General features: G+C 61.1%; 20 protein-coding genes and 1 pseudogene. 18 read left to right on the plus strand and 3 right to left on the minus strand.

Annotation, left to right across the window (positions count from 1 at the left end; genetic code table 11):
- Window positions 1–5 precede the first annotated feature (5 nt).
- The 8 genes from QD357_RS11420 to QD357_RS11455 all read left to right on the plus strand — a co-directional run bounded on the left by QD357_RS11420 (window position 6) and on the right by QD357_RS11455 (window position 8,391).
- The gene (locus QD357_RS11420) at window positions 6–542 is read left to right on the plus strand and encodes a sigma-70 family RNA polymerase sigma factor (protein ID WP_107109362.1); all 537 of its coding nucleotides are present in this window, start codon (window positions 6–8) and stop codon (window positions 540–542) included.
- Window positions 529–1,299, plus strand: coding sequence for an anti-sigma factor family protein (locus QD357_RS11425; protein ID WP_107109361.1), 771 nt, complete (start codon window positions 529–531; stop codon window positions 1,297–1,299). Before QD357_RS11420 ends, QD357_RS11425 begins: the two co-directional genes overlap by 14 nt.
- Window positions 1,300–1,322: 23 nt before the next feature.
- A complete protein-coding gene (locus tag QD357_RS11430; RefSeq protein ID WP_107109360.1) occupies window positions 1,323–2,039 on the plus strand; it encodes a Bax inhibitor-1/YccA family protein in 717 nt (238 codons plus the stop codon).
- Between the two features lie 405 nt (window positions 2,040–2,444).
- Entirely contained in the window at window positions 2,445–3,488 is a 1,044-nt protein-coding gene (locus QD357_RS11435) for a LacI family DNA-binding transcriptional regulator (protein ID WP_107109359.1), read from the plus strand.
- Window positions 3,485–4,495: a Gfo/Idh/MocA family protein gene (locus QD357_RS11440; RefSeq protein WP_107109358.1), complete on the plus strand. Its 1,011-nt coding sequence runs from the start codon at window positions 3,485–3,487 to the stop codon at window positions 4,493–4,495. Before QD357_RS11435 ends, QD357_RS11440 begins: the two co-directional genes overlap by 4 nt.
- A gap of 8 nt (window positions 4,496–4,503) precedes the next feature.
- Entirely contained in the window at window positions 4,504–6,117 is a 1,614-nt protein-coding gene (locus QD357_RS11445) for an acyl CoA:acetate/3-ketoacid CoA transferase (protein ID WP_107109357.1), read from the plus strand.
- Window positions 6,110–6,883, plus strand: coding sequence for an enoyl-CoA hydratase/isomerase family protein (locus QD357_RS11450; protein ID WP_107109356.1), 774 nt, complete (start codon window positions 6,110–6,112; stop codon window positions 6,881–6,883). The genes QD357_RS11445 and QD357_RS11450 overlap by 8 nt, the downstream gene beginning before the upstream one ends.
- Window positions 6,883–8,391 (plus strand): aldehyde dehydrogenase family protein, encoded by a 1,509-nt coding sequence (locus tag QD357_RS11455; RefSeq protein WP_107109355.1) that lies wholly within the window; start codon window positions 6,883–6,885, stop codon window positions 8,389–8,391. Before QD357_RS11450 ends, QD357_RS11455 begins: the two co-directional genes overlap by 1 nt.
- A 61-nt stretch (window positions 8,392–8,452) precedes the next feature.
- Here QD357_RS11455 and QD357_RS11460 read toward each other — a convergent pair whose 3' ends face one another.
- Entirely contained in the window at window positions 8,453–9,505 is a 1,053-nt protein-coding gene (locus QD357_RS11460; RefSeq protein ID WP_414124348.1) for a LacI family transcriptional regulator, read from the minus strand.
- A 311-nt stretch (window positions 9,506–9,816) separates the two neighbouring features.
- On the opposite strand from QD357_RS11460, the gene QD357_RS11465 reads away from it, so the two are divergent.
- From QD357_RS11465 to QD357_RS11495, 7 genes are all read left to right on the plus strand, one after another.
- Window positions 9,817–11,067, plus strand: coding sequence for an ABC transporter substrate-binding protein (locus tag QD357_RS11465; RefSeq protein WP_107109353.1), 1,251 nt, complete (start codon window positions 9,817–9,819; stop codon window positions 11,065–11,067).
- A 237-nt stretch (window positions 11,068–11,304) separates the two neighbouring features.
- Window positions 11,305–12,186 (plus strand): carbohydrate ABC transporter permease, encoded by an 882-nt coding sequence (locus QD357_RS11470; RefSeq protein ID WP_107109352.1) that lies wholly within the window; start codon window positions 11,305–11,307, stop codon window positions 12,184–12,186.
- Window positions 12,183–13,064, plus strand: a complete 882-nt coding sequence (locus QD357_RS11475; protein ID WP_107109351.1) for a carbohydrate ABC transporter permease — start codon at window positions 12,183–12,185, stop codon at window positions 13,062–13,064. The genes QD357_RS11470 and QD357_RS11475 overlap by 4 nt, the downstream gene beginning before the upstream one ends.
- Before the next feature lie 4 nt (window positions 13,065–13,068).
- Complete coding sequence (locus QD357_RS11480) at window positions 13,069–14,187, plus strand: ABC transporter ATP-binding protein (RefSeq protein WP_107109350.1); 1,119 nt, start codon at window positions 13,069–13,071, stop codon at window positions 14,185–14,187.
- Between the two features lie 8 nt (window positions 14,188–14,195).
- On the plus strand, window positions 14,196–15,701 hold the full coding sequence (locus tag QD357_RS11485) for an FAD-dependent oxidoreductase (RefSeq protein WP_414124349.1): 1,506 nt from the start codon (window positions 14,196–14,198) through the stop codon (window positions 15,699–15,701).
- Window positions 15,698–16,468 (plus strand): 3-ketoacyl-ACP reductase, encoded by a 771-nt coding sequence (locus QD357_RS11490; protein WP_107109348.1) that lies wholly within the window; start codon window positions 15,698–15,700, stop codon window positions 16,466–16,468. The genes QD357_RS11485 and QD357_RS11490 overlap by 4 nt, the downstream gene beginning before the upstream one ends.
- A 32-nt stretch (window positions 16,469–16,500) precedes the next feature.
- The gene (locus tag QD357_RS11495) at window positions 16,501–18,156 is read left to right on the plus strand and encodes a GMC family oxidoreductase (RefSeq protein WP_107109347.1); all 1,656 of its coding nucleotides are present in this window, start codon (window positions 16,501–16,503) and stop codon (window positions 18,154–18,156) included.
- A 304-nt stretch (window positions 18,157–18,460) separates the two neighbouring features.
- Here QD357_RS11495 and dgoD read toward each other — a convergent pair whose 3' ends face one another.
- Both dgoD and QD357_RS11505 read right to left on the minus strand, forming a co-directional pair.
- On the minus strand, window positions 18,461–19,609 hold the full coding sequence (dgoD, locus tag QD357_RS11500) for a galactonate dehydratase (RefSeq protein ID WP_107109482.1): 1,149 nt from the start codon (window positions 19,607–19,609) through the stop codon (window positions 18,461–18,463).
- Window positions 19,610–19,671: 62 nt separating this feature from the next.
- A complete protein-coding gene (locus tag QD357_RS11505) occupies window positions 19,672–20,439 on the minus strand; it encodes a FadR/GntR family transcriptional regulator (protein ID WP_107109346.1) in 768 nt (255 codons plus the stop codon).
- A gap of 223 nt (window positions 20,440–20,662) precedes the next feature.
- On the opposite strand from QD357_RS11505, the gene QD357_RS11510 reads away from it, so the two are divergent.
- From QD357_RS11510 to araH, 3 genes and pseudogenes are all read left to right on the plus strand, one after another.
- Complete coding sequence (locus QD357_RS11510) at window positions 20,663–21,646, plus strand: arabinose ABC transporter substrate-binding protein (RefSeq protein WP_107109345.1); 984 nt, start codon at window positions 20,663–20,665, stop codon at window positions 21,644–21,646.
- 69 nt (window positions 21,647–21,715) lie between these two features.
- Window positions 21,716–23,221 carry an L-arabinose ABC transporter ATP-binding protein AraG gene (gene araG / locus QD357_RS11515; RefSeq protein WP_107109344.1) on the plus strand — a complete coding sequence of 502 codons (1,506 nt, stop codon included), beginning with the start codon at window positions 21,716–21,718 and terminating at the stop codon, window positions 23,219–23,221.
- Between the two features lie 17 nt (window positions 23,222–23,238).
- Window positions 23,239–24,204 (plus strand): annotated as a pseudogene (gene araH / locus QD357_RS11520) (L-arabinose ABC transporter permease AraH).
- Window positions 24,205–24,323 lie beyond the last annotated feature (119 nt).

The following is a 24,323-nucleotide window of genomic DNA, read 5'->3' on the forward strand; positions in this document are numbered from 1 at the left end:
GGGGTATGGAACGCAAAGGACGAACATTCGATGTTTTGGGGCAGCTCGGTTCGCTGAGACGCTATGCCCGTTCGCTCGTCCATAATGCGGATGAAGCGGAAGACCTGGTGCACGATGCGCTGGTCAAGGCCTATGAGCGAAAATCCTCTTTCCGGCGCGGCGCGAACCTGCGCACCTGGCTGCTTTCGATCCTGCACAATGCCCATATCGACCGGCTGCGCCAGACGCGTTCGCTCAATCGCCGCCATGAAGAGGCGGCTGCCGAATTCGACCAGGCCCTGCCGGCTTCGCAGGATCATGCCGTGCGCCTGAAGCAGGTGCGAGACGCTTTCTTCAACCTGCCGGAGGAGCAACGCGAAGCGCTGCATCTCGTGGCGATCGAAGACCTTTCCTATCAGGAAGCGGCATCTGCACTCGGTATTCCCGTCGGTACGTTGATGTCGCGCATCGCCCGCGCCCGCGCCAGCTTGAGAGATTTCGAGAACACATCACCCACGGTTTCGCATCTTCGACTGATCGGAGGCGGCAATGAAAACAATTGATCCCGTCATCGACGCCGATCTCGACGCCTATGTCGATGGTGAGCTGACCGTCGCGCGCCGCGTCGAGGTGGAATCCTACCTCTCGGAACATCCTGCGATCGCCGCCAAGGTGATGGCCGATATGAGTATCCGTGGCGAGCTGCGCATGGCACTGGCCGGCGGAGGACTGGCGGCGAAGGCGGAAACCCGCGAGGCCGCGCGGCGGCTGGAACGCGGGCTGGCTTATGGCCGGGTGCTGAGCTCGTTCCAGCGGGTTGCCGCCGTTGCCATGCTGATGGCCGCCGGCTGGGTCGCGCATACGTCCTTTGGCGCTTTCACCGCGAGCGAAGTCAACGCGTCCGTTCCGGTGCCGGCTTTCGTCGATGATGCGGTACAAGCTTACCGGGCGACAGCCTTGCGCGAAACGATGAAGTCGCAGCCGGCGCAGGCTGCCTTTAATCCGGATGAAATCCGCGCATCGACGGCGATCGTCCTGCCGGAACTGCCGCAGGGCTGGCGTGTCACCGATGCGCAGATCTATCCGTCCGGTTTCGGCCCGAGCGTTGAAATGACGATTGATGCCGGCAAAGGCGGTCAATTGTCGCTGTTTGCCGTCCGTCCGGGCAGTTTCGGTGTCCAGAAGGTCAGCCATGTCAAGCGTGACGATGTCCAGGCTGCCTATTGGCAGATCGGCGAGGTCGCTTACGCGCTGATCGGCGACGGCAAGGCGGCCGAACTCGATGGCGAGGCCGAAAAGCTCGCCCGCAGTCTGTACTAGTTTTGAATCAAAGGAGAACGACCATGAACCCGACCAATCCGCGATACGGCTATGGAGCCGCCGCTGGCTCGCAGGCGCTCTTCGACGAAGGTCTGCGCAAGCATATGCTGCGCGTCTACAATTACATGGGCATCGGCCTTGTGGTGACCGGTATCGTCGCGCTGATCGTCGGCACGACGCCGGCGCTCTATGTGCCGATCTTCCAGACGCCACTGAAGTGGGTCGTCATGCTGGCGCCGCTCGCCTTCGTGCTGTTCTTCTCGTTCCGCATCCAATCGATGTCGGCAAGCACGGCGCAGACAATGTTCTGGGCCTTCTGTGCGGTCATGGGCCTGTCGCTCGCTTCGATCTTCCTGGTATTCACCGGCACCAGCATCGCGCGAACCTTCTTCATTGCCGCAACGATGTTCGGCGCGACGAGCCTTTACGGCTACACGACCAAGCGTGATCTTTCCAACATCGGCTCGTTCCTGATGATGGGCCTGTTCGGCGTGGTCATCGCCAGCGTCGTCAATATCTTCCTGGGTTCGAGCGCGCTGCAGTTCGCGATCTCGGTCATCGGTATCGTCGTCTTCGTCGGCCTGACCGCCTGGGATACGCAGAACATCAAGGAACAGTATGCCGAAAACTACGATCAGGAGTCGTCGCAGAAGCTGGCCGTCTTCGGTGCGCTGTCGCTCTACCTGAACTTCGTCAACATCTTCCAGCTTCTCCTGAACTTCACGGGCGAGCGGGAGTAACACCGACAAAGATTGCGTCCTGGGGGTTCAAAGGGACGCATGACGCGCCTGCGGTATCTGCGCCGATACCGCAGGCGCAACTTTTTTGGGGGATCAGGAAACGGCGCGTTCGTCCATCCGGTCGCGCAGCATGCTCCAGGGGAGCAGCATATTCGGCGCGTTTCTATCGATGCGATCTGGCCGGAAAGCTTGGCGATTTAGATCGTTCCAAATTTTGATGCAATATTTCGAAAAATTGACTGCCGAGCAGATAATGCCTTTCGGGCATTGAAGGCAAATTAAATCCTATATTTTCCATGCGGTTCGCGAGCGCGCTCGTTCATCTTCGTATTTCTTCATTGACAAAATTTGGAACGTTCCAAATAATCACCGCAACAAAAGAATTTGAATCTCGCGGGGAGACGGATGAACAAGGGACGTGTCACGGTCATCGATATTGCGCATGCCGCCGGCGTGTCGAAATCGACCGTGTCGCTCGTTCTGCAGGGCAGCTCGCTCGTCAATGAGGCGACGCGAGCCAAGGTGAATGCGGTGATCCGCGAGCTTGGATACGTCTACAATCGCGGCGCCGCCAATCTGCGGCAGGCGAAGTCGAAGATCGTGGGTATCGTCGTCAACGATCTCACCAACAGCTTCTTTGCCGAGCTGGCCGTCGGCGTCGATATGGTTGTGCAGTCGGCAGGCTATGTGCAGTTCCTGTCCAATACCGGCGAGAGCATAGACCGGCAGCGCGAGGTCGTTGCCTCCATGCGCGAGCACGGTATTTCCGGCCTGATCGTCTCGCCGGCGCGCGGCACGGAAGCGGCGGACTTCAAGTCGCTGACCAATGCCGGCATTCCGGTGGTGATCGTCGTGCGCAATATTCCCGGGGCGAAGGTCTCGTCGCTGGTGTCGGACAATTTTGCCGGCGCATCGGCGGCGGTGGAGCATCTGGCCGGTCTCGGTCACCGCCGCATCGCCTTCATGGGCGGCTTTGCCAATACCGCCGTTTTTGCCGAACGGCTCGGCGGCTATCGCGATGCGCTGGCCAAGGCGGGAATAGCTTTCGACGATGATCTCGTCGTTGCCACCGCGCCGTCGCGTGCCGGCGGCGTGGAAGCGGTCGGCCGTGCCATGTTGCTCGCCAATAAGCCGACTGCGGCCGTGTGTTTCAACGATGCGGTCGCCTTCGGCGTCTGCGATGGACTGAGGGCGCGGCGGCTGGAGCCGGGCGTCGATTTTGCAGTGGTTGGTTTCGACGATGTGATCGAGGCCGAAAGTGCGGTGCCTGCACTGACGACGGTTTCCGTGGATCCGCAGGGCATGGGCCGGCGGGCAGCACAGTTGCTCCTGAAGCAGATCAATTCCGGCAAGGTGGAGGCAGAGGCGATCGTCAGCGCCGTGCGGCTGGTGGTGCGCCAGAGCTGCGGAGCCGGGCTGGATACAACGGCTAGGAGGGTCGTGTCATGAGCGGAGGTGTGAAATGGGGCTTGATCGGCGCAAGCACGATCGCCCGTGAATGGATGATCGGCGCAATTCGCGCGACCGGCGGCGACGTCGTCTCCGTGATGAGCACGGATGCGGAGCGCGGCCGTGCCTATGCGGCAGAGAATGGCATTGCCCAATCGGTGACGGATGTCGCCGACCTCGTGAGCGATCCCGATGTCGATGCCGTCTATATTTCGACGACCAACGAATTGCATCGAGACCAGACCTTGGCGGTGGTCAAGGCCGGCAAGCATGTGCTCTGCGAAAAGCCGCTGGCGCTGACGGTGGAAGATGCGCGGCTCATGGTGCAGGCTGCGAAGGGAGCCGGTGTGGTCATGGGCACCAACCATCATCTGCGCAACGCAGCCAGCCACCACGCGATGCGGGAGGCAATCGCCGCCGGCCGGATCGGCAAGCCGCTGAGCGCCCGCGTTTTCCACGCCGTCTATCTGCCGGCGCATTTGCAGGGTTGGCGGCTGGACAAGCCACAGGCGGGCGGCGGCGTCATTCTCGACATCACCGTTCATGACGCCGACACGCTGCGCTTCGTGCTGAACGATGATCCGGTGGAAGCGATCGCGCTCGGCCAGAGCGGCGGCATGAGCAAGGCCGGGCTTGAGGACGCCGTGATGGGCGCTTTGCGTTTCAAATCCGGCGTCATCGCCCAGTTCCACGACGGCTTTACCACGAAATATGCGGAGACCGGCTTCGAGGTGCACGGCACAGATGGATCGCTGATCGGCCGCAATGTCATGACGCAGCAGCCTATCGGTCATGTCTTCCTGCGCAACAGGGATGGTGAGACGGAGCTGCCGCTCCATCACCACAATCTCTACGAGACGGCGCTTGCCGCCTTTCATGCCGCGATCGAGGGCCGGGGAAAACCGTCGGCTACCGGCGAGGATGGAGTGTGGTCGCTGGCAACGGGGCTTGCCGTCGTCAAATCGGCTGCGACCGGCGAAGCCGCCAAGATCGTTCCAGGACTTTGAGCGTCACGATGAACAAGCACATCCCCCCCGCCGAGGCGGCTGCCCTGATCCCGGATGGCGCCATCGTTTCCGTCTCATCCTCCAGCGGTCTCGGCTGCCCGGACCTGATGCTGAAGGCGATCGGCGCGCGTTTCGACGCGACCGGCCATCCGCGTGACCTGACGACGCTGCATCCGATCGCCGCGGGCGATATGAGCGGCATCAAGGGCGTCGATCATATCGCCAAGAAAGGCCTGCTGAAGAAGATCATCGGGGGCTCCTATCCGTCCGGGCCGTCCAGTTCCGAGCCGCCGCTGATCTGGCAGATGATCGGCAGCAACGATGTGGCGGCCTATAATATTCCCTCCGGCATTCTCTTCGACATGCATCGCGAAGCAGCGGCCAAGCGTCCTGGCGTGTTGACCAAGGTCGGCCTCGATACATTCGTGGACCCGGAGCGCGAGGGCTGCGCCATGAATGCGGCAGCCGAGGCTGAGCCGGTGGTGAAGCGAACCCGTTTCGAGGGTGAAGACTGGCTCTACTTCAAGGCGATCGCGCCGCAGGTGGCGATCATCCGGGCCACGACCGCCGATGAGCGTGGCAATCTCACTTATGAACATGAAGGTGCCTATCTCGGCGGGCTCGATCAGGCACTCGCCGCCCGCAACAATGGTGGCATCGTGATCGCTCAGGTCAAGCGCCTTGCCAAGGAAGGCTCGCTGAAACCGCATGACGTGCGCGTTCCCGGTGTTCTCATCGACTATATCGTCGTCGATCAGGATCAGAAACAGACGACGCAGACGCTTTACGATCCGGCGATCTCGGGGGAAATCTTTCGGCCGCTCGACAGCTTCCGTGTGCCGGAATTCAATATTCAGAAGGTCATTGCCCGGCGGGTGGCGCAGGAGCTGCAATCCGGCAGCGCCGTCAATCTCGGCTTCGGCATTTCGGCCAATGTGCCGCGTATCCTGATGGAAGAGGGGTTGCATGGCGCGGTCACCTGGGTGATCGAGCAAGGAGCAGTCGGCGGCGTGCCGCTGCTTGATTTTGCCTTCGGCTGTGCCTCCAACGCAGATGCCTTCATGCCGTCGCCCTATCAGTTCACCTATTTCCAGGGTGGTGGCTTCGACGCCTCGCTTCTCTCTTTCCTGGAGATCGACCGCGACGGATCGGTCAATGTCTCCCGGCTTAGCTTCCGCCCGCATGTGACGGCGGGCGCCGGCGGCTTTGTCGATATCACGGCGCGGGCGAAGAAGATCGTCTTCTCCGGCATGTTCAATGCGGGTGCCAAGCTCGGTGTCGAGGATGGACGGCTCATCATCGAGAAGGAAGGCAAGCTCAAAAAGCTGGTGAACGCCGTCGAACACGTCACCTTCTCCGGCCCACGCGGCGTCGCGCAGGGGCAGGATATCACCTATGTCACCGAGCGCTGCGTGATGAAGCTGACGCCGGATGGTTTGTTGCTGACGGAGATTGCGCCCGGCGTCGATTTGGAGGCGCATATTCTCGATCAGTCGGAATTTCCGCTGCTCGTCTCCGACCGGCTGAAGGTGATGGATGCAGCTCTGTTCCATGAGACGCCGATCGGTCTGACGCTGCCTGCGAAGGCGAGCCGTGTTCTGGAAGGAGCACGCCATGGGTGAGATCAAGGTTTCCGTTGAGGGTTTCATCGCGACCATCATGGTCTCGCGGCCGGAGAAGCTTAACGCCTTCGATATCGACATGCTGAAGGCGCTGGCGGCTGCCTGTGACGACGTGGAGGCGAATGGTGCTGTGCGGGTCGCGATCCTCACAGGCGAAGGCAAGGCCTTTTCAGCCGGGGGTGATGTCAAGGCCTGGAGCGATATGGCGGCCAATGAGTTCGGTCATGCCTGGGTGCGCTTCGGCCATCGTGTCTTCGATCGGCTGGCGACGCTGCGCATGCCGGTGATCGCGGCATTGAACGGTCACGCGCTCGGCGGTGGGCTGGAGCTGGCGGCGGCGGCAGATATCCGCATTGCGGAAAGCCAGATCAGGATCGGCCTGCCGGAGACAAGCCTCGGCATGGTGCCCGGCTGGTCTGGTACGCAGCGGCTTACCAAGCGGTTTGGCGCCCAGATCGTGCGCCGCATGGTGTTGGGCGGGGAGATGTTTTCCGCCGAGGAGGCACGCGGCTACGGTCTCGTGGACGCCGTCGTCGAAACCGGAACGGTGCTTGCCGCGGCGAGGGAGTATGCAGCACGTATTGCTGCGCGCGGACCGGCGGCGTTGGAGATTGCGAAGCTGATGATCGCTTCGGCCAATGGCGAGGATAATGGCTCGGCTGTCGAGGCGTTGGGATCGATCTTGGTCGCCAAGACCGGCGACCTCAAGGAGGGCGTTGCGGCCTTTGCCGGCAAACGCACTGCCGAATTCAAGGGAGAATGGTGATGACGGTCCTTGTGAAGCCCCAAGCGCTTCCAGATGTCAAAGTGCGTGACTTCAAGATGCTGATCGACGGCAAATGGGTCGAAGGCGTCGAGACCGGTACGATCGAGCGTGTGGCGCCGAGCCATGGCGTCACCGTCAGTCGGTATAAATCCGCGACCAAGGACGATGTGCATAAGGCGATTGCCGCTGCGCGCAAGGCGTTCGACCACGGTCCCTGGCCGCGCATGACGGCGGCGGAACGCTCTAACATCCTATTGAAAGTCGCCGACATGATCTCGGCACGAGCCGAAGAGCTCGCCTACCTCGATGCGATCGAAGCGGGCAAGCCAATCACCCAGGTGCGCGCCGAGATCAGCGGTTCGGCCGATATCTGGCGCTATGCGGCCGCCCTTGCCCGAGACCTGCATGGCGAGAGCTACAATACGCTCGGCGACGGCACGATGGGCGTGGTGCTGCGCGAAGCGATCGGGGTCGTCTCGATCATCACACCCTGGAATTTCCCATTCTTGATCGTAAGCCAGAAATTACCATTCGCGCTTGCGGCGGGCTGCACGGCAGTGGTCAAGCCATCCGAGTTGACGTCAGGTTCGACACTGGTGCTCGGTGAGATCCTGATGGAGGCCGGCGTGCCGGCCGGCGTCGTCAATATCCTTGTCGGCACGGGTGCCGATGTCGGTGCGCCGATGACCAGCCATCCGGATGTCGATATGATCTCCTTCACCGGTTCGACCGGCGTTGGGCGACTGACCATGGCGAATGCGGCGCAGACGCTGAAGAAGGTCTCGCTCGAACTCGGCGGCAAGAACCCGCAGATCGTCTTTCCGGATGCCAATCTCGACGAGTTCGTCGATGCCGCGGTGTTCGGCGCTTATTTCAACGCCGGCGAGTGCTGCAATGCCGGTTCGCGGCTGATCGTCCATCGGGATATCGCTGAGGACGTTACGGCGCGTATCGCCAGCCTGTCGGAGAAAGTGAAGGTCGGCGACCCGCTCGACCCCTCAACGCAGGTCGGGGCAATCATCACGCCGCAGCATTTGCAGAAGATTCAAGGTTATATCTCCGGCGCGGCAAAGAGCGGCGCAACCGTGGCGCATGGCGGCAGCCAGATCGACTTCGGCTTCGGCCAATACATGGCGCCGACCATCCTTTCGGACGTCAAGCCAGAGATGGCGGTGGCGAAGGAGGAGGTGTTCGGGCCCGTCCTTTCCGTGCTGACGTTCGACACGACCGAAGATGCGATCCGCATCGCCAATTCTGTCGACTACGGCCTTTCCGCCGGCGTCTGGAGCCGCGATTTCGATACGTGCATGACGATCGGGCGGCGGGTGCGGGCCGGCACGATCTGGATGAATACCTTCATGGATGGCGCGGCGGAACTGCCCTTCGGCGGCTATCGCCAATCAGGGCTGGGGCGTGAGCTCGGCCGGCATGCGGTGGAGGACTATACCGAGACAAAAACGCTCAACATGCATATCGGCCGACGCACCGGCTGGTGGATGCCGAGGTAGGATCGGATCGATGGCGGTTTGGGCGCGAACAACCCGACAAAACAGCGACGCGATAGCGGCATCAGCCGGTCGTCGTCGTCGTGGGAAAGCCGATTTGCGGCGGCTGCAACAATTGCAGGTCGTCGGCTTCCGGGTTGGCGATGCGCTTCAGCAGGATACGGCCGAGCTGTTCGCCCGCCGCCGTCAGGTCTTCATAAATCGTATCGACCTTCGGCTGAATCTGGCTGAGCAGCCGCGAGGTCTGCTTGGCAACGATATCGTAATTCACGCTCAGGGTGTGCCCGAGATCGCTCAGGGCACTGATGGCGGCGAGTGCGGAAACTTCGCCGGGACAGATGAAACCATCCGGGGCATCCGATGCCTCGGCGCGACGACGGAAGTGATCGCGCACCATATCGGCCGGCGAATCGAGGTTGATATTCTCGGGGATCTCATAGGCGATGCCGGCCTGGCGGACGGCCGTCATGAAACCGTGCAGCATGTGCTGGTGGAAGGTGAGGCGCTTTGGCGGCAGCACGATCGTCACCTTGCGCCGACCCTTGGCGATCAGGCGGCGTGTGGCCTCGTAGGCAAAGGCGAAATTGTCGTAGTCGACGAAGGGATGCGGTGTCGAGAATTCCGTGCGTCCATGGCACACGAAGGGAAAGCCGTGTTCCAGCAGCCGGCGCACACGCGGGTCGAGCGGCTCGGTTCGCGAGAAGATCAGCCCGTCGGCGAGATTGTTGCGCAGGATATAGTCGACCGCATCGATGTTGCTGGTCGCCAGGGAGTTGGGCATGACGATCAGGTGGTAGGAGGTCTTCTGCAGGGCCTTAGTGATGCCGTACATGATCGAGGTGCCGAAGCCGACGACCTCCTCGTGGGGGTCGAGAAGGATGCTGATCACATTGGTGCGCCCCGTTTTCAAACGCTGGGCGGCGCGGTCAGGCATATAGCCGATGTCACGAGCGACTTGATGCACCCGCTGCCGCGTCTCCAGCGAGATCTGCGGCGCATCACTCAGCGCTCGCGATACCGTGGTCACAGCGAGACCGGTCAATTCCGCAATCGTCCGCAAAGTCGGTTTGGCACTTCCAGGCTTAGTTGGAGAGGAGGGTAGGTCGGTCAAACTCACGGTCCTGTCATGGCTCGGTCCTGGCAATCTACCGCGAGTATCGGCAGTACACAATCCAACGAATGAAAACGTTTTAAATTTACGCTTCGCCTCGAAGTTCCCAGGAGAAGTAGCGTAATACGCTAGTTTTAAAGCGATTTCTGCATAGATCGACAGTTGAATTGGATGCTTGACATAGCTCATTTATAACGTTTTAAATTGAGCGTCTGACCCTGAAAGGCCATGACGAGTTTTGTTCTTTACGGGGAGTGAAGGGCAGGGGCGGCGGGAGGAGGTCTTGCTGCTCATCTAACGAAAACCGGGAGGAAAATATGCGTAAATTGATGACATCAGTGGCTGCTGCTGCCCTTTTGATGACGGGCGCGGTGACCATGGCGCATGCTGGCGAAAGCGTCGAAGTCCTGCATTGGTGGACCTCGGGCGGCGAGGCGACGGCACTGGAAGTGCTGAAGAAGGACCTGGAATCGAAGGGCATAAGCTGGGTCGATATGCCGGTCGCAGGCGGTGGCGGTAGCGAGGCCATGACCGTGCTGCGCGCCCGCGTCACCGGCGGCAACCCGCCGACCGCCGTGCAGATGCTCGGCTTCGACATTCTCGACTGGGCCAAGGAAGGCTCGCTCGGCAATCTCGATGCAGTCGCCAACAAGGAAGGCTGGGACAAGGTCGTCCCGACCGCCCTGCAGAAGTTTTCCAAATATGACGGCCACTGGATCGCCGCGCCTGTGAACGTCCACTCCACCAACTGGGTGTGGATCAACAAGGAAGCGCTGGACAAGGCCGGCGGCAAGGTGCCTGCGAATTGGGACGAGCTGATCGCGCTGCTCGACAACTTTAAGAAACAGGGCATCACGCCGATCGCCCATGGTGGCCAGCCGTGGCAGGATGCGACGATCTTCGATGCCGTCGTGCTCTCGTTTGGCAACGACTTCTACAAGAAGGCCTTCATCGATCTCGATCCCGATACGCTCGGCAGCCCGAAGATGAAGGAAGCTTTCGACCGCATGACGAAGCTGCGCTCCTATGTCGACGACAACTTCTCCGGCCGCGACTGGAACCTTGCTTCCGGCATGGTCATCGAAGGCAAGGCCGGCCTGCAGTTCATGGGCGACTGGGCCAAGGGCGAGTTCCTGAAGGCAAAGAAGGTGCCGGGCAAGGATTTCGTTTGCATCCGCTTCCCGGGAACGCAGGGCTCGGTAACCTTCAACTCTGACCAGTTCGCGATGTTCAAGGTGTCCGCCGACAAGGTCCCGGCCCAGATGCAGATGGCGTCCTCGATCGAAAGCCCGACGTTCCAGTCGGCCTTCAACGTCGTCAAGGGCTCGGTCCCGGCCCGCACCGACGTGCCGGATACCGCCTTTGACGATTGCGGCAAGAAGGCGATCAAGGATCTGGCCGAAGCCAACAAGAACGGCACGCTGTTTGGTTCCATGGCCCATGGCCATGCCAATCCGGCCGCCGTCAAGAATGCGATCTACGACGTCGTAACCCGCGAATTCAACGGCGATCTGTCGTCTGACGATGCGGTCAAGGAACTCGTCTCGGCGGTTGCGGCTGCGAAGTAAGGKATTCGGAGCGAGCCCCCCCCCTCATCCGCCCTTCGGGCACCTTCTCCCCGAGGGGAGAAGGGAATAGGGCGCCCTCGACGGTCTCTCGGCTTCTTTGGAATCGAGAGGATGCGGCGATCGAGGTCGTCCCCTCTCCCCTCGGGGAGAGGGCTAGGGTGAGGGGGCGTTCCGTTCGCAGTTCGCATGTTTGGAACCCGCGTCCATTCGGGACGCGTTAAAACTGGTGTTCGACCCATGAACAGTCGCAGCCGAATGCAGGAGCTGTTGCCCAAGCTGGTGCTGGCCCCGAGCTTCGTTGTCATTCTAATCTTCGTATATGGCTTCATCGCCTATACCGGCTATCTGTCGCTAACCGACAGCAAGATGCTGCCGTCCTATAACCTCGTCGGCTTTGCCAACTACAGCAAGCTCTGGGCGCTGCCGCATTGGTGGCGGGCGATCACCAATCTCGGCATCTTCGCCTCGTTCTATATCATCATCTGCTCGGTCCTCGGCGTCGCTTTGGCGATCCTGCTCGATCAGAAAATCCGCGCCGAAGGGCTGTTGAGGCCGATCTATCTCTATCCGATGGCGCTGTCCTTCATCGTCACGGGGACGGCGTGGAAATGGTTCCTCGATCCCGGCATCGGGCTTGAGAACACCATGCATCTCTGGGGCTGGGAGAGTTTTTCCTTCACCTGGATCAAGGATTCGAAGATGGCGATCTATTGCGTCGTCATCGCCGCCGTCTGGCAGTCCTCGGGCTTTGTCATGGCGATGTTCCTCGCCGGACTTCGCGGCGTCGACAATGAGATCATCAAGGCGGCGCAGATCGACGGCGCGTCTGCCATTACCACCTACCGCCGTATCATCATTCCGCTGATGCGGCCGGTGTTCCTTTCGGCCTTCGTCGTGCTCGCCCATCTCGCCATCAAGGCCTACGACCTGATCGTGGCGCTGACCGGCGGCGGGCCGGGGCAGGCGACCGAACTGCCGGCCACCTTCATGTATTCCTACACCTTTACCCGCAACCTGATGGGCATCGGCGCCTCGTCGGCGATCATCATGCTGGCGATGATCTTTGCCATCATCATTCCCTATCTCTATTCGGAAATCGGCGGAGGGAAACGCACATGAGCAGCCCCAATCCGCAAAACGCCATCTCGCACGGCAAGCTGACCCGCGGGCTGATCTATGCGGCACTGATCCTTTTTGCCGTCTATTACCTGCTGCCGCTCTATGTGATGTTGGTCAATTCCTTCAAGCCGCTCGAAGAGATCCGCCAGGGCGGGATGCTGAACCTGCCGAAGACCTGGACGGTCGAGCCATGGATTTCGGCTTGGTCGACGGCACAGATCGGCGTGCAGCCGACGGGGCTCAGGCCCTTTTTCATCAACTCGATCCTGATGGTCGTGCCCGCCGTTGCGATCTCCACCATGGTCGGAGCGCTGAATGGCTATGTGCTGACGAAGTGGCGCTTCCGCGGCGCTGAAATCTTCTTCGGCATGCTGCTGCTTTCCTGCTTCATCCCGTTCCAGATCGTGCTGATCCCGATGGCGCGCATTCTCGGTTTCTTCGGCATCGCCGGAACCATCTGGGGACTGATCCTCGTCCATATCGTCTATGGCCTCGGCTTCACCACGCTTTATTTCCGCAATTATTACGAGGCGTTTCCCACCGAGCTGGTGCGCGCTGCGCAGATCGACGGGGCGAGCTTCTTCCAGATTTTCCGGCGTATCCTGCTGCCGTCCTCCGGGCCGATCATCGTCGTCTCCGTCATCTGGCAGTTCACCAATATCTGGAATGACTTCCTGTTTGGCGCTTCGTTCTCCGGACCCTATTCGACGCCTATGACGGTTGCGCTCAACAACCTCGTTTCGTCGTCGACAGGGGTCAAGGAATACAATGTCCACTTCGCCGGCGCGATCCTCGCCGCCCTGCCAACCCTCATCGTCTACATCGTCTCCGGCCGGTTTTTCGTCCGTGGACTGATGTCCGGCGCCGTCAAGGGATAAGACCATGTCCTTCCTGAAAATCACCAATCTGCGCAAGTCCTATGGATCGCTCGAAATCCTGAAGGACATCAATATCGAGATCGAAAAGGGCGGGTTTCTTGTGCTCGTCGGCCCATCCGGCTGCGGCAAGTCCACCCTGCTCAACACCATTGCCGGGCTGGAGCCGATCACCTCGGGCGACATCGCCATTGCCGGCCGTTCGGTCAACGGCCTGCCGCCGTCTCAGCGCGACATTGCCATGGTGTTCCAATCCTATGCGCTCTATCCGAACATGACGGTTGCCGGCAACATCGCCTTCGGCATGGAAATCCGCAAAGTTCCAAAGGAGGAGCGCGAGAAGGCGATCAAGCAAGTGGCCGACATGCTGCAGATCGGCCACCTGCTCGACCGCAAGCCGAGCCAGCTTTCCGGCGGCCAGCGCCAGCGTGTCGCCATGGGCCGGGCGCTGGTGCGCGATCCGCAGGTCTTTCTGTTCGACGAGCCGCTCTCCAACCTCGACGCCAAGCTGCGCGTCGACATGCGCACCGAGATCAAGCGCCTGCACCAGCGCATGAAGACGACGATCGTCTACGTTACGCATGACCAGATCGAGGCGATGACGCTAGCGACGAAAATCGCTGTGCTGAAGGATGGCGTCCTGCAGCAATTCGGCACGCCGGCGGAAATCTACAATCATCCTGCCAATATGTTCGTCGCGGACTTCATGGGCTCGCCCGCCATGAACCTGCTGACTGCGACGGTCGAGAGCGGGCCGACGGGATTGCAGGTGTCGCTAGATCGGCCGAACGGTGCCGCGCCCTTGAAGTTGCCCGTCAACGGGAGCGGCGCTGCTCTCGGCGCCCATGCCGGCAAGGATGTGATCTTCGGCATCCGGCCGGAGGCGCTGACCGACCTTGACGGTGCAGACCGCAATGCCCATTCGCTCGCCGAGGGTGATTGCCTGATCGAGGTGGTCGAGCCAGCGGGTTCGGATACTTTCGCGATCGTCCGCCTCGGCGGCAAATCCGTGGTGGCGCGGCTGCGCGCCGACGCCCGTATCGCTGCCGGCCAGACGACGCGGCTTGCCTTCAATCTCGACAAGGCGGTGTTCTTCGATCCGCAGAGCCAAATTCGGATTGGATGAGCGGCCGCATGGAAGAACCGGATATCGTCATCATCGGCTCGGGAATTGGCGGCTCGACCATTGCTTCCGGCCTTGGCGCCTCGGGCGCCAATATATTGATCCTCGAGGCCGGCGAGAGACTGGAGGATCGGCCGGAAAACCGCGACCAGCGGGCGATCTTTGTGCGCGGCCATTTCCGCCCGAAGGAGACGTGGTACGAGAAGGGCGGCAAGGGGTTCAATCCCGGCAACTACTACAATGTCGGCGGCAATTCGAAATTCTATGGCGCAGTGCTGATCCGTTACCGGCGCGAGGATTTCGAGGAGATGCGGCATCTGGATGGCGTATCACCGGCCTGGCCCTTTCCCTATGAGGAGCTGGAACCCTGGTATAGCGAGGCGGAACAGCTCTACCAGGTGCGCGGCAGCCTCGGCGACGACCCGTGGGAACCACCGCATTCGCGCCCCTATCCGTTTCCACCCGTTCCCGATGAGCCGGCGATCGCCAGTGTCCGCAAGCGGCTGAAGCAAAACGGCATGCATCCGCATCCGCTCCCGCTCGGCGTCGATATCGATAAATGGCTTGCCAAGGGCCGTACGCCCTGGGATGCGCATCCCCATAGCGCCGATGGCAAGATGGATGCCGAGACGGTGGCGCTTGCCAAGGCTCTGCAATATCCGAACGTCAAGCTGAAGACCGGCGCGCGCGTCACGCGGCTTCAGGCCGCCGCTGATGGCCGGATGATCGCCGCCGTGCATTATTCCGCCTATGGGGAGGCGCATGTCGTGCGGCCGAAGCTGGTGATCCTTGCGGCCGGGGCTGTGCAGTCGGCGGTGCTACTGCTGAGATCGGCTGATGATGCCAATCCGCGCGGGCTTGCCAATCGCTCGGATCAGGTCGGCCGCAACTTCATGAACCACAATTCCTCGGCCTTGCTGGCGATTTCGCCCTGGTATCGCAACGATTCCATCTATCAGAAGACCTTCGGCTTCAACGATTTCTATCTCTCGGATGGTGAAGGCGGGCCGCCGCTTGGCAATGTGCAGCTTTTGGGGCGTGTTTCCGGCACGATCCTCAAGGCTAATATGCCGACCGTGCCGGAATGGCTGCTGAACAGGCTTTCCGCGCATGCCATCGATTTCTACGCCATGAGCGAGGATCTGCCGTCGCCGGAAAGCCGGATCATGGTCGAAGGCGACCGTATCGTGCTGCAATGGGTGCGCACCAATTGGCAGGCGCATCTCGATCTGGTGAAGAAGCTGAAGGGTGTGCTGCGCAAGGCCGGTTTCCCGATCGTTCTATCCCGTCCGTTCGACAAGCGCACGCCGTCGCATCAATGCGGCACGGTCAAGATCGGCACTGACGGCTCAAGCGCGCCGCTCGATGTCTATTGCCGCGCCTTCGATCACCCCAATCTTTTCGTTGTCGACGCCAGCTTCCTGCCGACGTCTGCGGCGGTGAATCCGGCGTTGACGGTGGCTGCTCAAGCGCTGCGCGTCGCGGACCATATCGTGCGGGAGGAGCTTCGGTCATGAAGGCAAGGCGCCCGGTCGCCGTCGTTACCGGCGGCCGCAAGGGGATCGGTTTCGGTATCGCGCAGGCACTGGCCGGGTGTGGTTTCGATCTGGCGATCACCGGTATCGAGACCGAGCCGCCGCTGGCGGAGCTCGTGGAATTGAAGGCAAGCGGCGGGCGGGCGATCTATCTACGGTCCGATCTTGCCGAGCTCTCGGGACACGCAGCAACCGTCGAGGCGATCCGGGCGGCTTTGGGCGAGATCGATTGCCTGGTMAACAATGCCGGCATCGGCCCCGTCGTGCGCGGCGATTTCCTGGATTTGGCGCCGGAAAATTTCGACCGGATCATCGACGTCAATCTGCGCGGTACGGTGTTTTTCACCCAGGCCGTCGTTCGTTCGATGCTGGTGGCGAAGACATCGCCGACGCCGCGTTCGGTGATCAACATCACCTCGGTCTCGGCAGCGCTGAGCTCGCCGGAGCGGCTGGATTACTGCATCAGCAAGGCCGGCCTTTCGGCCTTTTCGCAGGGGTTGGCGCTGCGGCTGGCGAAGACCGGCATTGCCGTCTTCGAAGTTCGCCCCGGCATCATCCGCACCGACATGACGGCGCAGGTGTCGGAGAAATATGACGCATTGATCGACGGGGGTCTCGTGCCGATGAGACGCTGGGGCGAGACGGGCGATGTCGGCAGCATCGTCGCAGCGCTTGCCAAAGGCGGTTTTGGCTTTGCCACGGGGTCGGTAATCCCCGCGGATGGTGGGCTGGGGATCGGGCGGTTGTGAGCCGCGGTCCATCATAAATTTGAGGACTGGAAATGACCTACGACTACATCATCACCGGCGCCGGACCCGCGGGTTGCGTGCTCGCCAATCGCCTAAGCGAGGACCCTTCGGTGAAAGTCCTGTTGCTGGAAGCCGGCGGCGGTGACTGGAATCCCTTGTTCCATATGCCGGCCGGCTTTGCCAAGATGACCAAGGGCGTGGCGAGCTGGGGGTGGGAGACGGTTCCGCAAAAGCATATGAAAGGCCGCGTGCTGCGCTATACGCAGGCCAAGGTGATCGGTGGCGGTTCCTCGATCAATGCGCAGCTTTATACGCGCGGCAATGCCGCCGACTACGATCTCTGGGCACGCGAGGATGGCTGCGAGGGCTGGGACTATCGCAGCGTATTACCTTACTTCAAACGGGCCGAGGACAATCAGCGTTTTGCCGATGACTATCATTCCTATGGCGGGCCGCTTGGCGTTTCCATGCCGGTGTCGGCGCTGCCGATCTGCGACGCCTATATCCGCGCCGGCCAGGAACTCGGCATCCCCTATAACCACGATTTCAACGGCAGACAGCAGGCGGGCGTCGGCTTTTATCAGTTGACGCAGCGCAATCGTCGCCGCTCGTCGGCCTCGCTGGCCTATCTGTCACCGATCAAGGATCGGAAGAACCTGACGATCCGCACCGGTGCGCGGGTGACGCGGATCGTGCTCGAAGGCCGCCGGGCTGTCGGCGTCGAAGTGACGACGGATAAGGGCGTCGAGATTATCAGTGCCGAGCGGGAAGTGCTGGTTTCCTCCGGCGCCATCGGCTCGCCAAAACTGCTGCTGCAGTCAGGCATCGGCCCGGCTGATCATCTAACCTCGGTCGGTGTGCCAGTGGCGCATGATCTTCGCGGCGTCGGCGGCAATCTGCAGGACCACCTCGATCTTTTCGTCATTTCGGAATGCACCGGCGACCATACCTATGACAATGTCGCCAAGCTGCATCGTACGCTCTGGGCCGGTCTGCAATATCTGCTCTTCCGCTCCGGTCCCGTCGCCTCGTCACTCTTCGAGACCGGCGGCTTCTGGTATGCAGATCCCGATGCCCGTTCGCCGGATATCCAGTTCCATCTTGGCCTCGGCTCCGGCATCGAGGCCGGTGTCGCGCGGCTGAAGAATGCCGGGGTGACATTGAATTCCGCCTATTTGCACCCACGCTCGCGTGGCACGGTGCGGCTCTCCTCGTCCGATCCAGCGGCCGCGCCGCTGATTGATCCGAACTATTGGAGCGATCCGCATGACGTGAAGATGTCACTGGAAGGGTTGCGGATCGCTCGCGAAATCATGAGCCAGGATGCGCTGAAACCCTTCGTGCTGGCGGAGCGGCTGCCGGGCGGCAAACTGAAGACGGAAGAACAATTATTCGACTATGGCTGCGCCAACGCCAAGACCGACCATCATCCTGTCGGCACCTGCAAGATGGGCACGGACGCCATGGCGGTCGTCGATCTCGAGCTGAAGGTGCGGGGGTTGGAAGGTCTGCGGGTGTGCGACAGTTCCGTTATGCCGCGCGTGCCTTCCTGCAACACCAACGGCCCGACGATCATGGTTGGCGAGAAGGGCGCGGATATCATCCGCAACCGCGATCCGTTACCGCCGGCGATTTTCTCCTGGGAAAGGAATGATACGCGGCCGCGAGCGCGGGCGGATGTGCGCTGACAGAGCGCTACTGGCAGAGTTTAGAGTTTGCGCGGGAGTGCGGTACCCCCCTCTGTCCCTTTCGGGACATCTCCCCCACAAGGGGGGGGGATCGTTGGGAGAATTTGGCTCTCCCTCGTTAAAACAACAAACCTCAGTTGCTGCAGGTTCTGTGTTCGTTTGAGGCGAAGAGATACTGCGAGTTACCAATCTCCCCCCCCCTTGTGGGGGAGATGTCCCGAAAGGGACAAAGGGGGATATCAGAGGTGCGGCATATTCAAAATTCGCTTCCTCCGCCCCCCTTCTCTGGAAGGCTAGCAGTTGCTTACCACTCGGCTACGCTGCCATCTTCATGGCGCCAGACCGGGTTGCGCCAGCGATGGCCTTCCTTGGCGCGTTCGATGACGTAGGCTTCGTCCACTTCCACGCCGAGGCCGGGGCCTTGTGGGATGCTGACGAAACCGTCGGCATATTTGAAGACCTCCTTGTTGGAGATGTAGTCGAGGATATCGTTGCCCTTGTTGTAGTGGATGCCGAGGCTCTGTTCCTGGATGAAGGCGTTGTAGCTGACGGCGTCGACCTGTAGGCAGGCGGCAAGCGCGATGGGGCCGAGCGGGCAATGCGGTGCCAGTGCCACGTCATAGGCTTCCGCCATCGCCGCGATCTTGCGGCATTCGGTGATGCCGCCGGCATGGCTGAGGTCGGGCTGCAGGATGTCGACATAGCCGTCAGACAGAACCGACTTGAAGTCCCAGCGCGAATAGAGCCGCTCGCCGAGCGCGATCGGCGTCGAGCAATGATTGGCGATTTCCTTCAGCGCTTCGCGATTTTCGGAGAGCACCGGCTCTTCGATGAAGAGCAGCTTGTAGGGCTCGAGTTCCTTGGCAAGAACCTTGGCCATCGGACGATGGACGCGGCCGTGGAAATCGACGCCGATGCCGATATAGGGGCCGATCGCGTCGCGGATGGTGGCGATCGTTTCGACGGCCTTCTCCACCTTGTCATAGGTATCGACGATCTGCATTTCTTCGCAGCCGTTGAGCTTGATCGCCTTGAAGCCTCGGGCGACCACGTCCTTGGCGTTGTTGGCGACGTCGGAAGGGCGGTCGCCGCCGATCCAGGAATAGACCTTGATCTTGTCGCGGACCTGGCCGCCCAAGAGCGAATGGATCGGCTGACCCAGCGCCTTGCCCTTGATATCCCACAGTGCCTGGTCGATGCCGGCAAGGGCCGACATATGGACGGCGCCGCCGCGATAGAAGCCGGCGCGGTACATGACGTTCCAGTGATCCTCGATCAGGAATGGGTCCTTGCCGATCAGATAGTCTTCCAGCTCGTGCACAGCGGCCTGGACGGTCAGGGCCCGGCCTTCGACCACTGGTTCGCCCCAGCCCGTGATGCCCTCGTCGGTCTCGATCTTCAGGAACATCCAGCGCGGCGGCACGATATAGGTCGTCAATTTGGTGATTTTCATGGGAAGCTTCCGTTTCGGCTTTTGGATCATATCAGCGGCGCCAGGCCGCGGATTTCGGGGTTTCAGGTCTTGTTTTTCTCCGCTCGCCCGCTCGCCTTTTCGGCGGCGCCAAGGTCGCGGGCGGCAAGGTCGAGCATGCGATGGGCGCAGTCGCGCGCGGCAGTGCGGTTGCGCAGGCGCAGCGCTTCCACCAGGTCGCCATGGACAGCGATTGCCTCGTCGCGGCTGTCGACGGCGACATTCGAGGCGTGCAATGCGTATTTCAGGCCGGCATGAATGGCGCTCGACAGGCGGCGAAACACCTGGTTGTGGCTGGCGTTCAAGAGCACTGTATGGAACATGACGTCGGCTTCGGTGAAGCGTTCGGGATCGTCGCCTGAGTCGCGCATCTGCCGCCAGGCCTTTTCGAGATCGGCAATCTCCTGGGCGGTGGCGCGCTCGGCGGCATATTCGGCGGCGACCGGCTCAATGGTGCGCCGCGCCTCGAGGATGCAGCCGAGAATATCGAATTCGACGATATAGGGCCCCATCCATTCCAGCACGTCCTGATCGAGGATATTCCAGTCGTCCTTGTCGCAGACGGTGGTGCCGATGCGCGGCTTGCCACGCACGAGCCCCTTCGATTCCAGGATCTTCAGGGATTCGCGAATGACGGTGCGGCTGACGCCGTAAATGTCGCAGAGATCGTTTTCGCGCGGTAGAGGCGAGCCGGAAGGGTAGCGTTCAGAACAGATATCCTGGGCGATCGCGGCGGTAACGTTCTTGCGCACGCGCGGACGGCGTTCCGGTGCCTCGTTCAGCCTGTGCTCTTGCTGTTCAAACGAATCCAATTGCCTTCTCCGCCGTCGCTCTCCCCACGCGGCCTAGCCTCTGCTTAGCGGAATTTATTCCGCATGGCGATAAGCGACGGCGCGTTTGGCGAGTCATCCTTTCCAAAAGTCACACTATTATAATCATCATACATTGGCAATTGACTGGTATGATGATTTATCATAATTCAAGAGCACTGCCAGGGAGGGCAGTTTCTTCGTTTCGGATTTTTGGGAGAGAGACATGCGCTTTTTCAAAGCAGCCATTTTGGCTGGCACGGTTGCGGTCATCGCCGCCACCTCCGCCTTCGCCGCAGATGTGAAAATCGGTTTCGTGGTCAAGCAACCGGAAGAACCCTGGTTCCAGGACGAATGGAAGTTCGCCGACATCGCCGCCAAGGAGAAGGGCTTCACGCTCGTTAAGATCGGCGCGCAGGATGGCGAAAAGGTTCAGGCCGCGATCGACAATCTCGGCGCCCAGGGTGCGCAGGGCTTCATCATCTGCACGCCCGATGTCAAGCTCGGCCCCGGCATCGTTGCCAAGGCGGCTGCCAACCAGCTCAAGCTGATGACCGTCGACGACCGTCTGGTCAGCGCCGACGGCAAGCCGCTGGAAGATGTGCCGCATATGGGCATTTCCGCCACCAAGATCGGCGAGAGCGTCGGCCAGGCGATTGTCGATGAAATCAAGAAGCGCGGCTGGGACATGAAGAATGTCGGCGCCATCCGCGTTTCCTACGACCAGCTCCCGACCGCCGTCGATCGCGTCGAAGGCGCCATCTCGGTGCTGAAGGGCGCCGGTTTCCCAGCCGCGAACATCTATGACGCGCCGCAGGCCAAGACCGACACGGAAGCAGCGCTGAATGCTGCGACGACCGTGCTCAACAAGCATGCCGACGTGAAATATTGGATCGCCTTCGGCCTCAACGACGAAGCCGTGCTCGGCGCTGTCCGGGCAACGGAATCTGTTGGCATTCCCGCCGCCAACGTCATCGGTGTCGGCATCGGCGGCGCGGACTCGGCGATCAACGAGTTCAAGAAGCCGCAGCCGACGGGCTTCTTCGGCACGGTTATCATCTCGCCGAAGCGTCACGGCTACGAAACCGCGATCAACATGTACGACTGGATCGCCAACAGCAAGGAGCCGCCGAAGCTGACGCTGACCTCCGGTTCGCTGGCGCTGCGCGGCGATTATCAGAAGGTCCGCAAAGATCTCGGCATCGAATGATCATCCTCCCGGTATGATCACGGCCCGGTGGCAACCTTGCCGCCGGGTCCTTTTACCAGCGAGAGAAACATGGCCTTTCTCGAATTCAACGGTATTTCCAAGAGCTATCCCGGCGTTCAGGCGCTGTCGAACATCACTTTCCCGGTCGTCAAAGGCGCGGTGCATGGGCTGATGGGTGAAAACGGCGCCGGCAAGTCGACGCTGATCCGCATCCTTTCTGGCGATCAGGCGGCGGATGCGGGCACGATCACCATCGACGGTCAGGAACAGCATTATCATTCGGTGCGGGATGCCTTTCACGCCGGTGTCACCGTCATCCACCAGGAACTGCAATTGGTGCCGGAACTGACGGTCGCCGAAAACCTGTGGCTCGGCCGCTTTCCGGCCAAAGCCGGTATCATCAACGGCAAGACGCTCATCGACACCGTGCGCGCCAAGCTCAGGGAGATCGGCATCGATGTCGATCCTGCGGCCAAGGTGTCGTCGCTGTCGATCGGCGCGCGGCAGATGGTGGAAATCGCCAAGGCCGTCATGGTCGATGCCCGTGTGATTGCGCTCGACGAGCCGACGTCGTCGCTCTCTTCTCGAGAGAGCGAAATCCTATTTTCGCTGATCGAGCGGCTGAAATCGAACGGCACCGTCATTCTCTACGTCTCGCATCGGCTGGACGAGATTTTCCGGCTCTGCGACAGCCTGACGGTGCTGCGCGACGGCAAGCTCGCGGCACACCATCCCGACATCAAGCAAGTAACGCGCGAGCAGATCATTGCCGAAATGGTCGGCCGCGAGATCAGCAATATCTGGGGCTGGCGCGAGCGGCCGCTCGGACCTGTCCGGCTGGAGGTTAGGGGCCTTTCAGGATCGAGACTTCCGACGCCGATCAATTTCTCCGTCTGCAGGGGCGAAATCCTCGGCTTCTTCGGCCTGATCGGCGCCGGCCGCAGCGAGATGGCGCGGCTGTTGTTCGGCGCGGATCATCGCCATCAGGGTACGGTCGCCATCGATGGGGTCACGGTTGCTCCGAACAATCCCAAGGCGGCGATCCATGCCGGCATGGTGCTCTGCCCGGAAGACCGCAAGCTCGATGGGATCATCCAGGGGCGCTCGATCCAGGAGAATATCGCCATCTCCTCGCGGCGGCATTTCTCACCGTTCGGCATATTGAGCCCTCGCAAGGAGGCGGCCCTTGCCGATCAATTCATCGCCAGGCTGCGCGTGCGCACGCCATCGCGCAAGCAGGACATCATCAATCTTTCCGGCGGCAATCAGCAGAAGGTCATTCTCGGCCGCTGGCTGTCCGAACAGGGCGTCAAGGTGCTAGTCATCGACGAGCCGACGCGCGGTATCGATGTCGGAGCGAAATCGGAAATCTATGAAATCCTCTATGAGCTTGCGGCCGGCGGCATGGCGATTGTTGTCATCTCCAGCGAGTTGCCGGAGGTCATGGGCATTTCCGACCGCATCATGGTGATGTGTGGTGGCAAGGTCGCCGCCGATGTGGCGCGGGCGAATTTCAACGAACACCAGATTCTGACCGCCGCACTGCCGGACAAAAACGCCGCAAGCGCATTCTGACTAGGGAAATCGCGACGATGTCTTCCTTCAAGTCCTCCTTGAAAAAAATCCTCCTCGGCGAACAGGGCCTCGTCGTCATCTTCGCGGTGGCCTTCGTCATCGTGTCGTTGACGGTTCCGAATTTCCTGACCGAGCGCAATATGATCGGCCTGCTGCAATCCGTGGTCACGATCGGCATCGTCGCCTGCACTATGATGTTTTGCCTGGCCTCGCGCGATTTCGATCTTTCCGTCGGCTCGACCGTTGCCTTCTGCGGCATGATCGCGGTCATGGCCTCGAATGTTACCGGCTCCATCATTCTCGGGCTGCTGGCCGCACTCGTCTGCGGCGGAATCGTCGGCCTCGTCAACGGCGCGCTCATCGCCAAGCTGCGCATCAATGCGCTGATCGCGACGCTCGCCACCATGCAGATCGTCCGTGGCCTGGCGCTGATCGCCTCGGACGGCCGGGCGGTCGGCATTAACGACCCGAATTTCTATCAACTGGCGCTTTAGACTTTTCTCGGCATTCCGACACCGATCTGGATCATGGCGATCCTGTTCATCCTGTTCGGCTTCGTGCTGAACCGTACTACCTTCGGCAAGAACACACTGGCGATCGGCGGCAATCCCGAGGCTTCGCGGCTGGCGGGCGTCAACGTCGCCAGGATGCGGATCTGGATCTTCACGCTGCAGGGTTTCATCTGCGCCATCGCCGGCATCCTACTGTCGTCGCGCATCACCTCCGGGCAGCCGAACGCGGCGATCGGGCTGGAACTGCTGGTCATTTCCGCCTGCGTGCTCGGTGGCGTATCGCTTGCGGGTGGCCGGGCCTCGATGAGCGGCGTCATCGTCGGTGTGCTGATCATGGGCATTGCCCAGAACGTGATGAATCTCCTCAATATTCCAGCCTTTTATCAGTATCTCGTCCTCGGCTCGATCCTGCTGATCGCGGTGACGCTGGACAATATCCGCTCGGCTGCGGCTGGGCGCAGCAGGGGATAAGCAAAGGGATTGGTCAGGCCCGCACGTTAATTGTTACGGTGGTGTCGTCTTCCGGGGATAGAGCGTTATATTGCCGCTCGAGGCAGTTCTGGAGCATCCCGCTTTCAAGCGACGCTGTG

Origin of the sequence: Rhizobium sp. BR 317 (assembly GCF_047445835.1) — a bacterium.
GTDB classification, from domain to species: domain Bacteria; phylum Pseudomonadota; class Alphaproteobacteria; order Rhizobiales; family Rhizobiaceae; genus Rhizobium; species Rhizobium paranaense.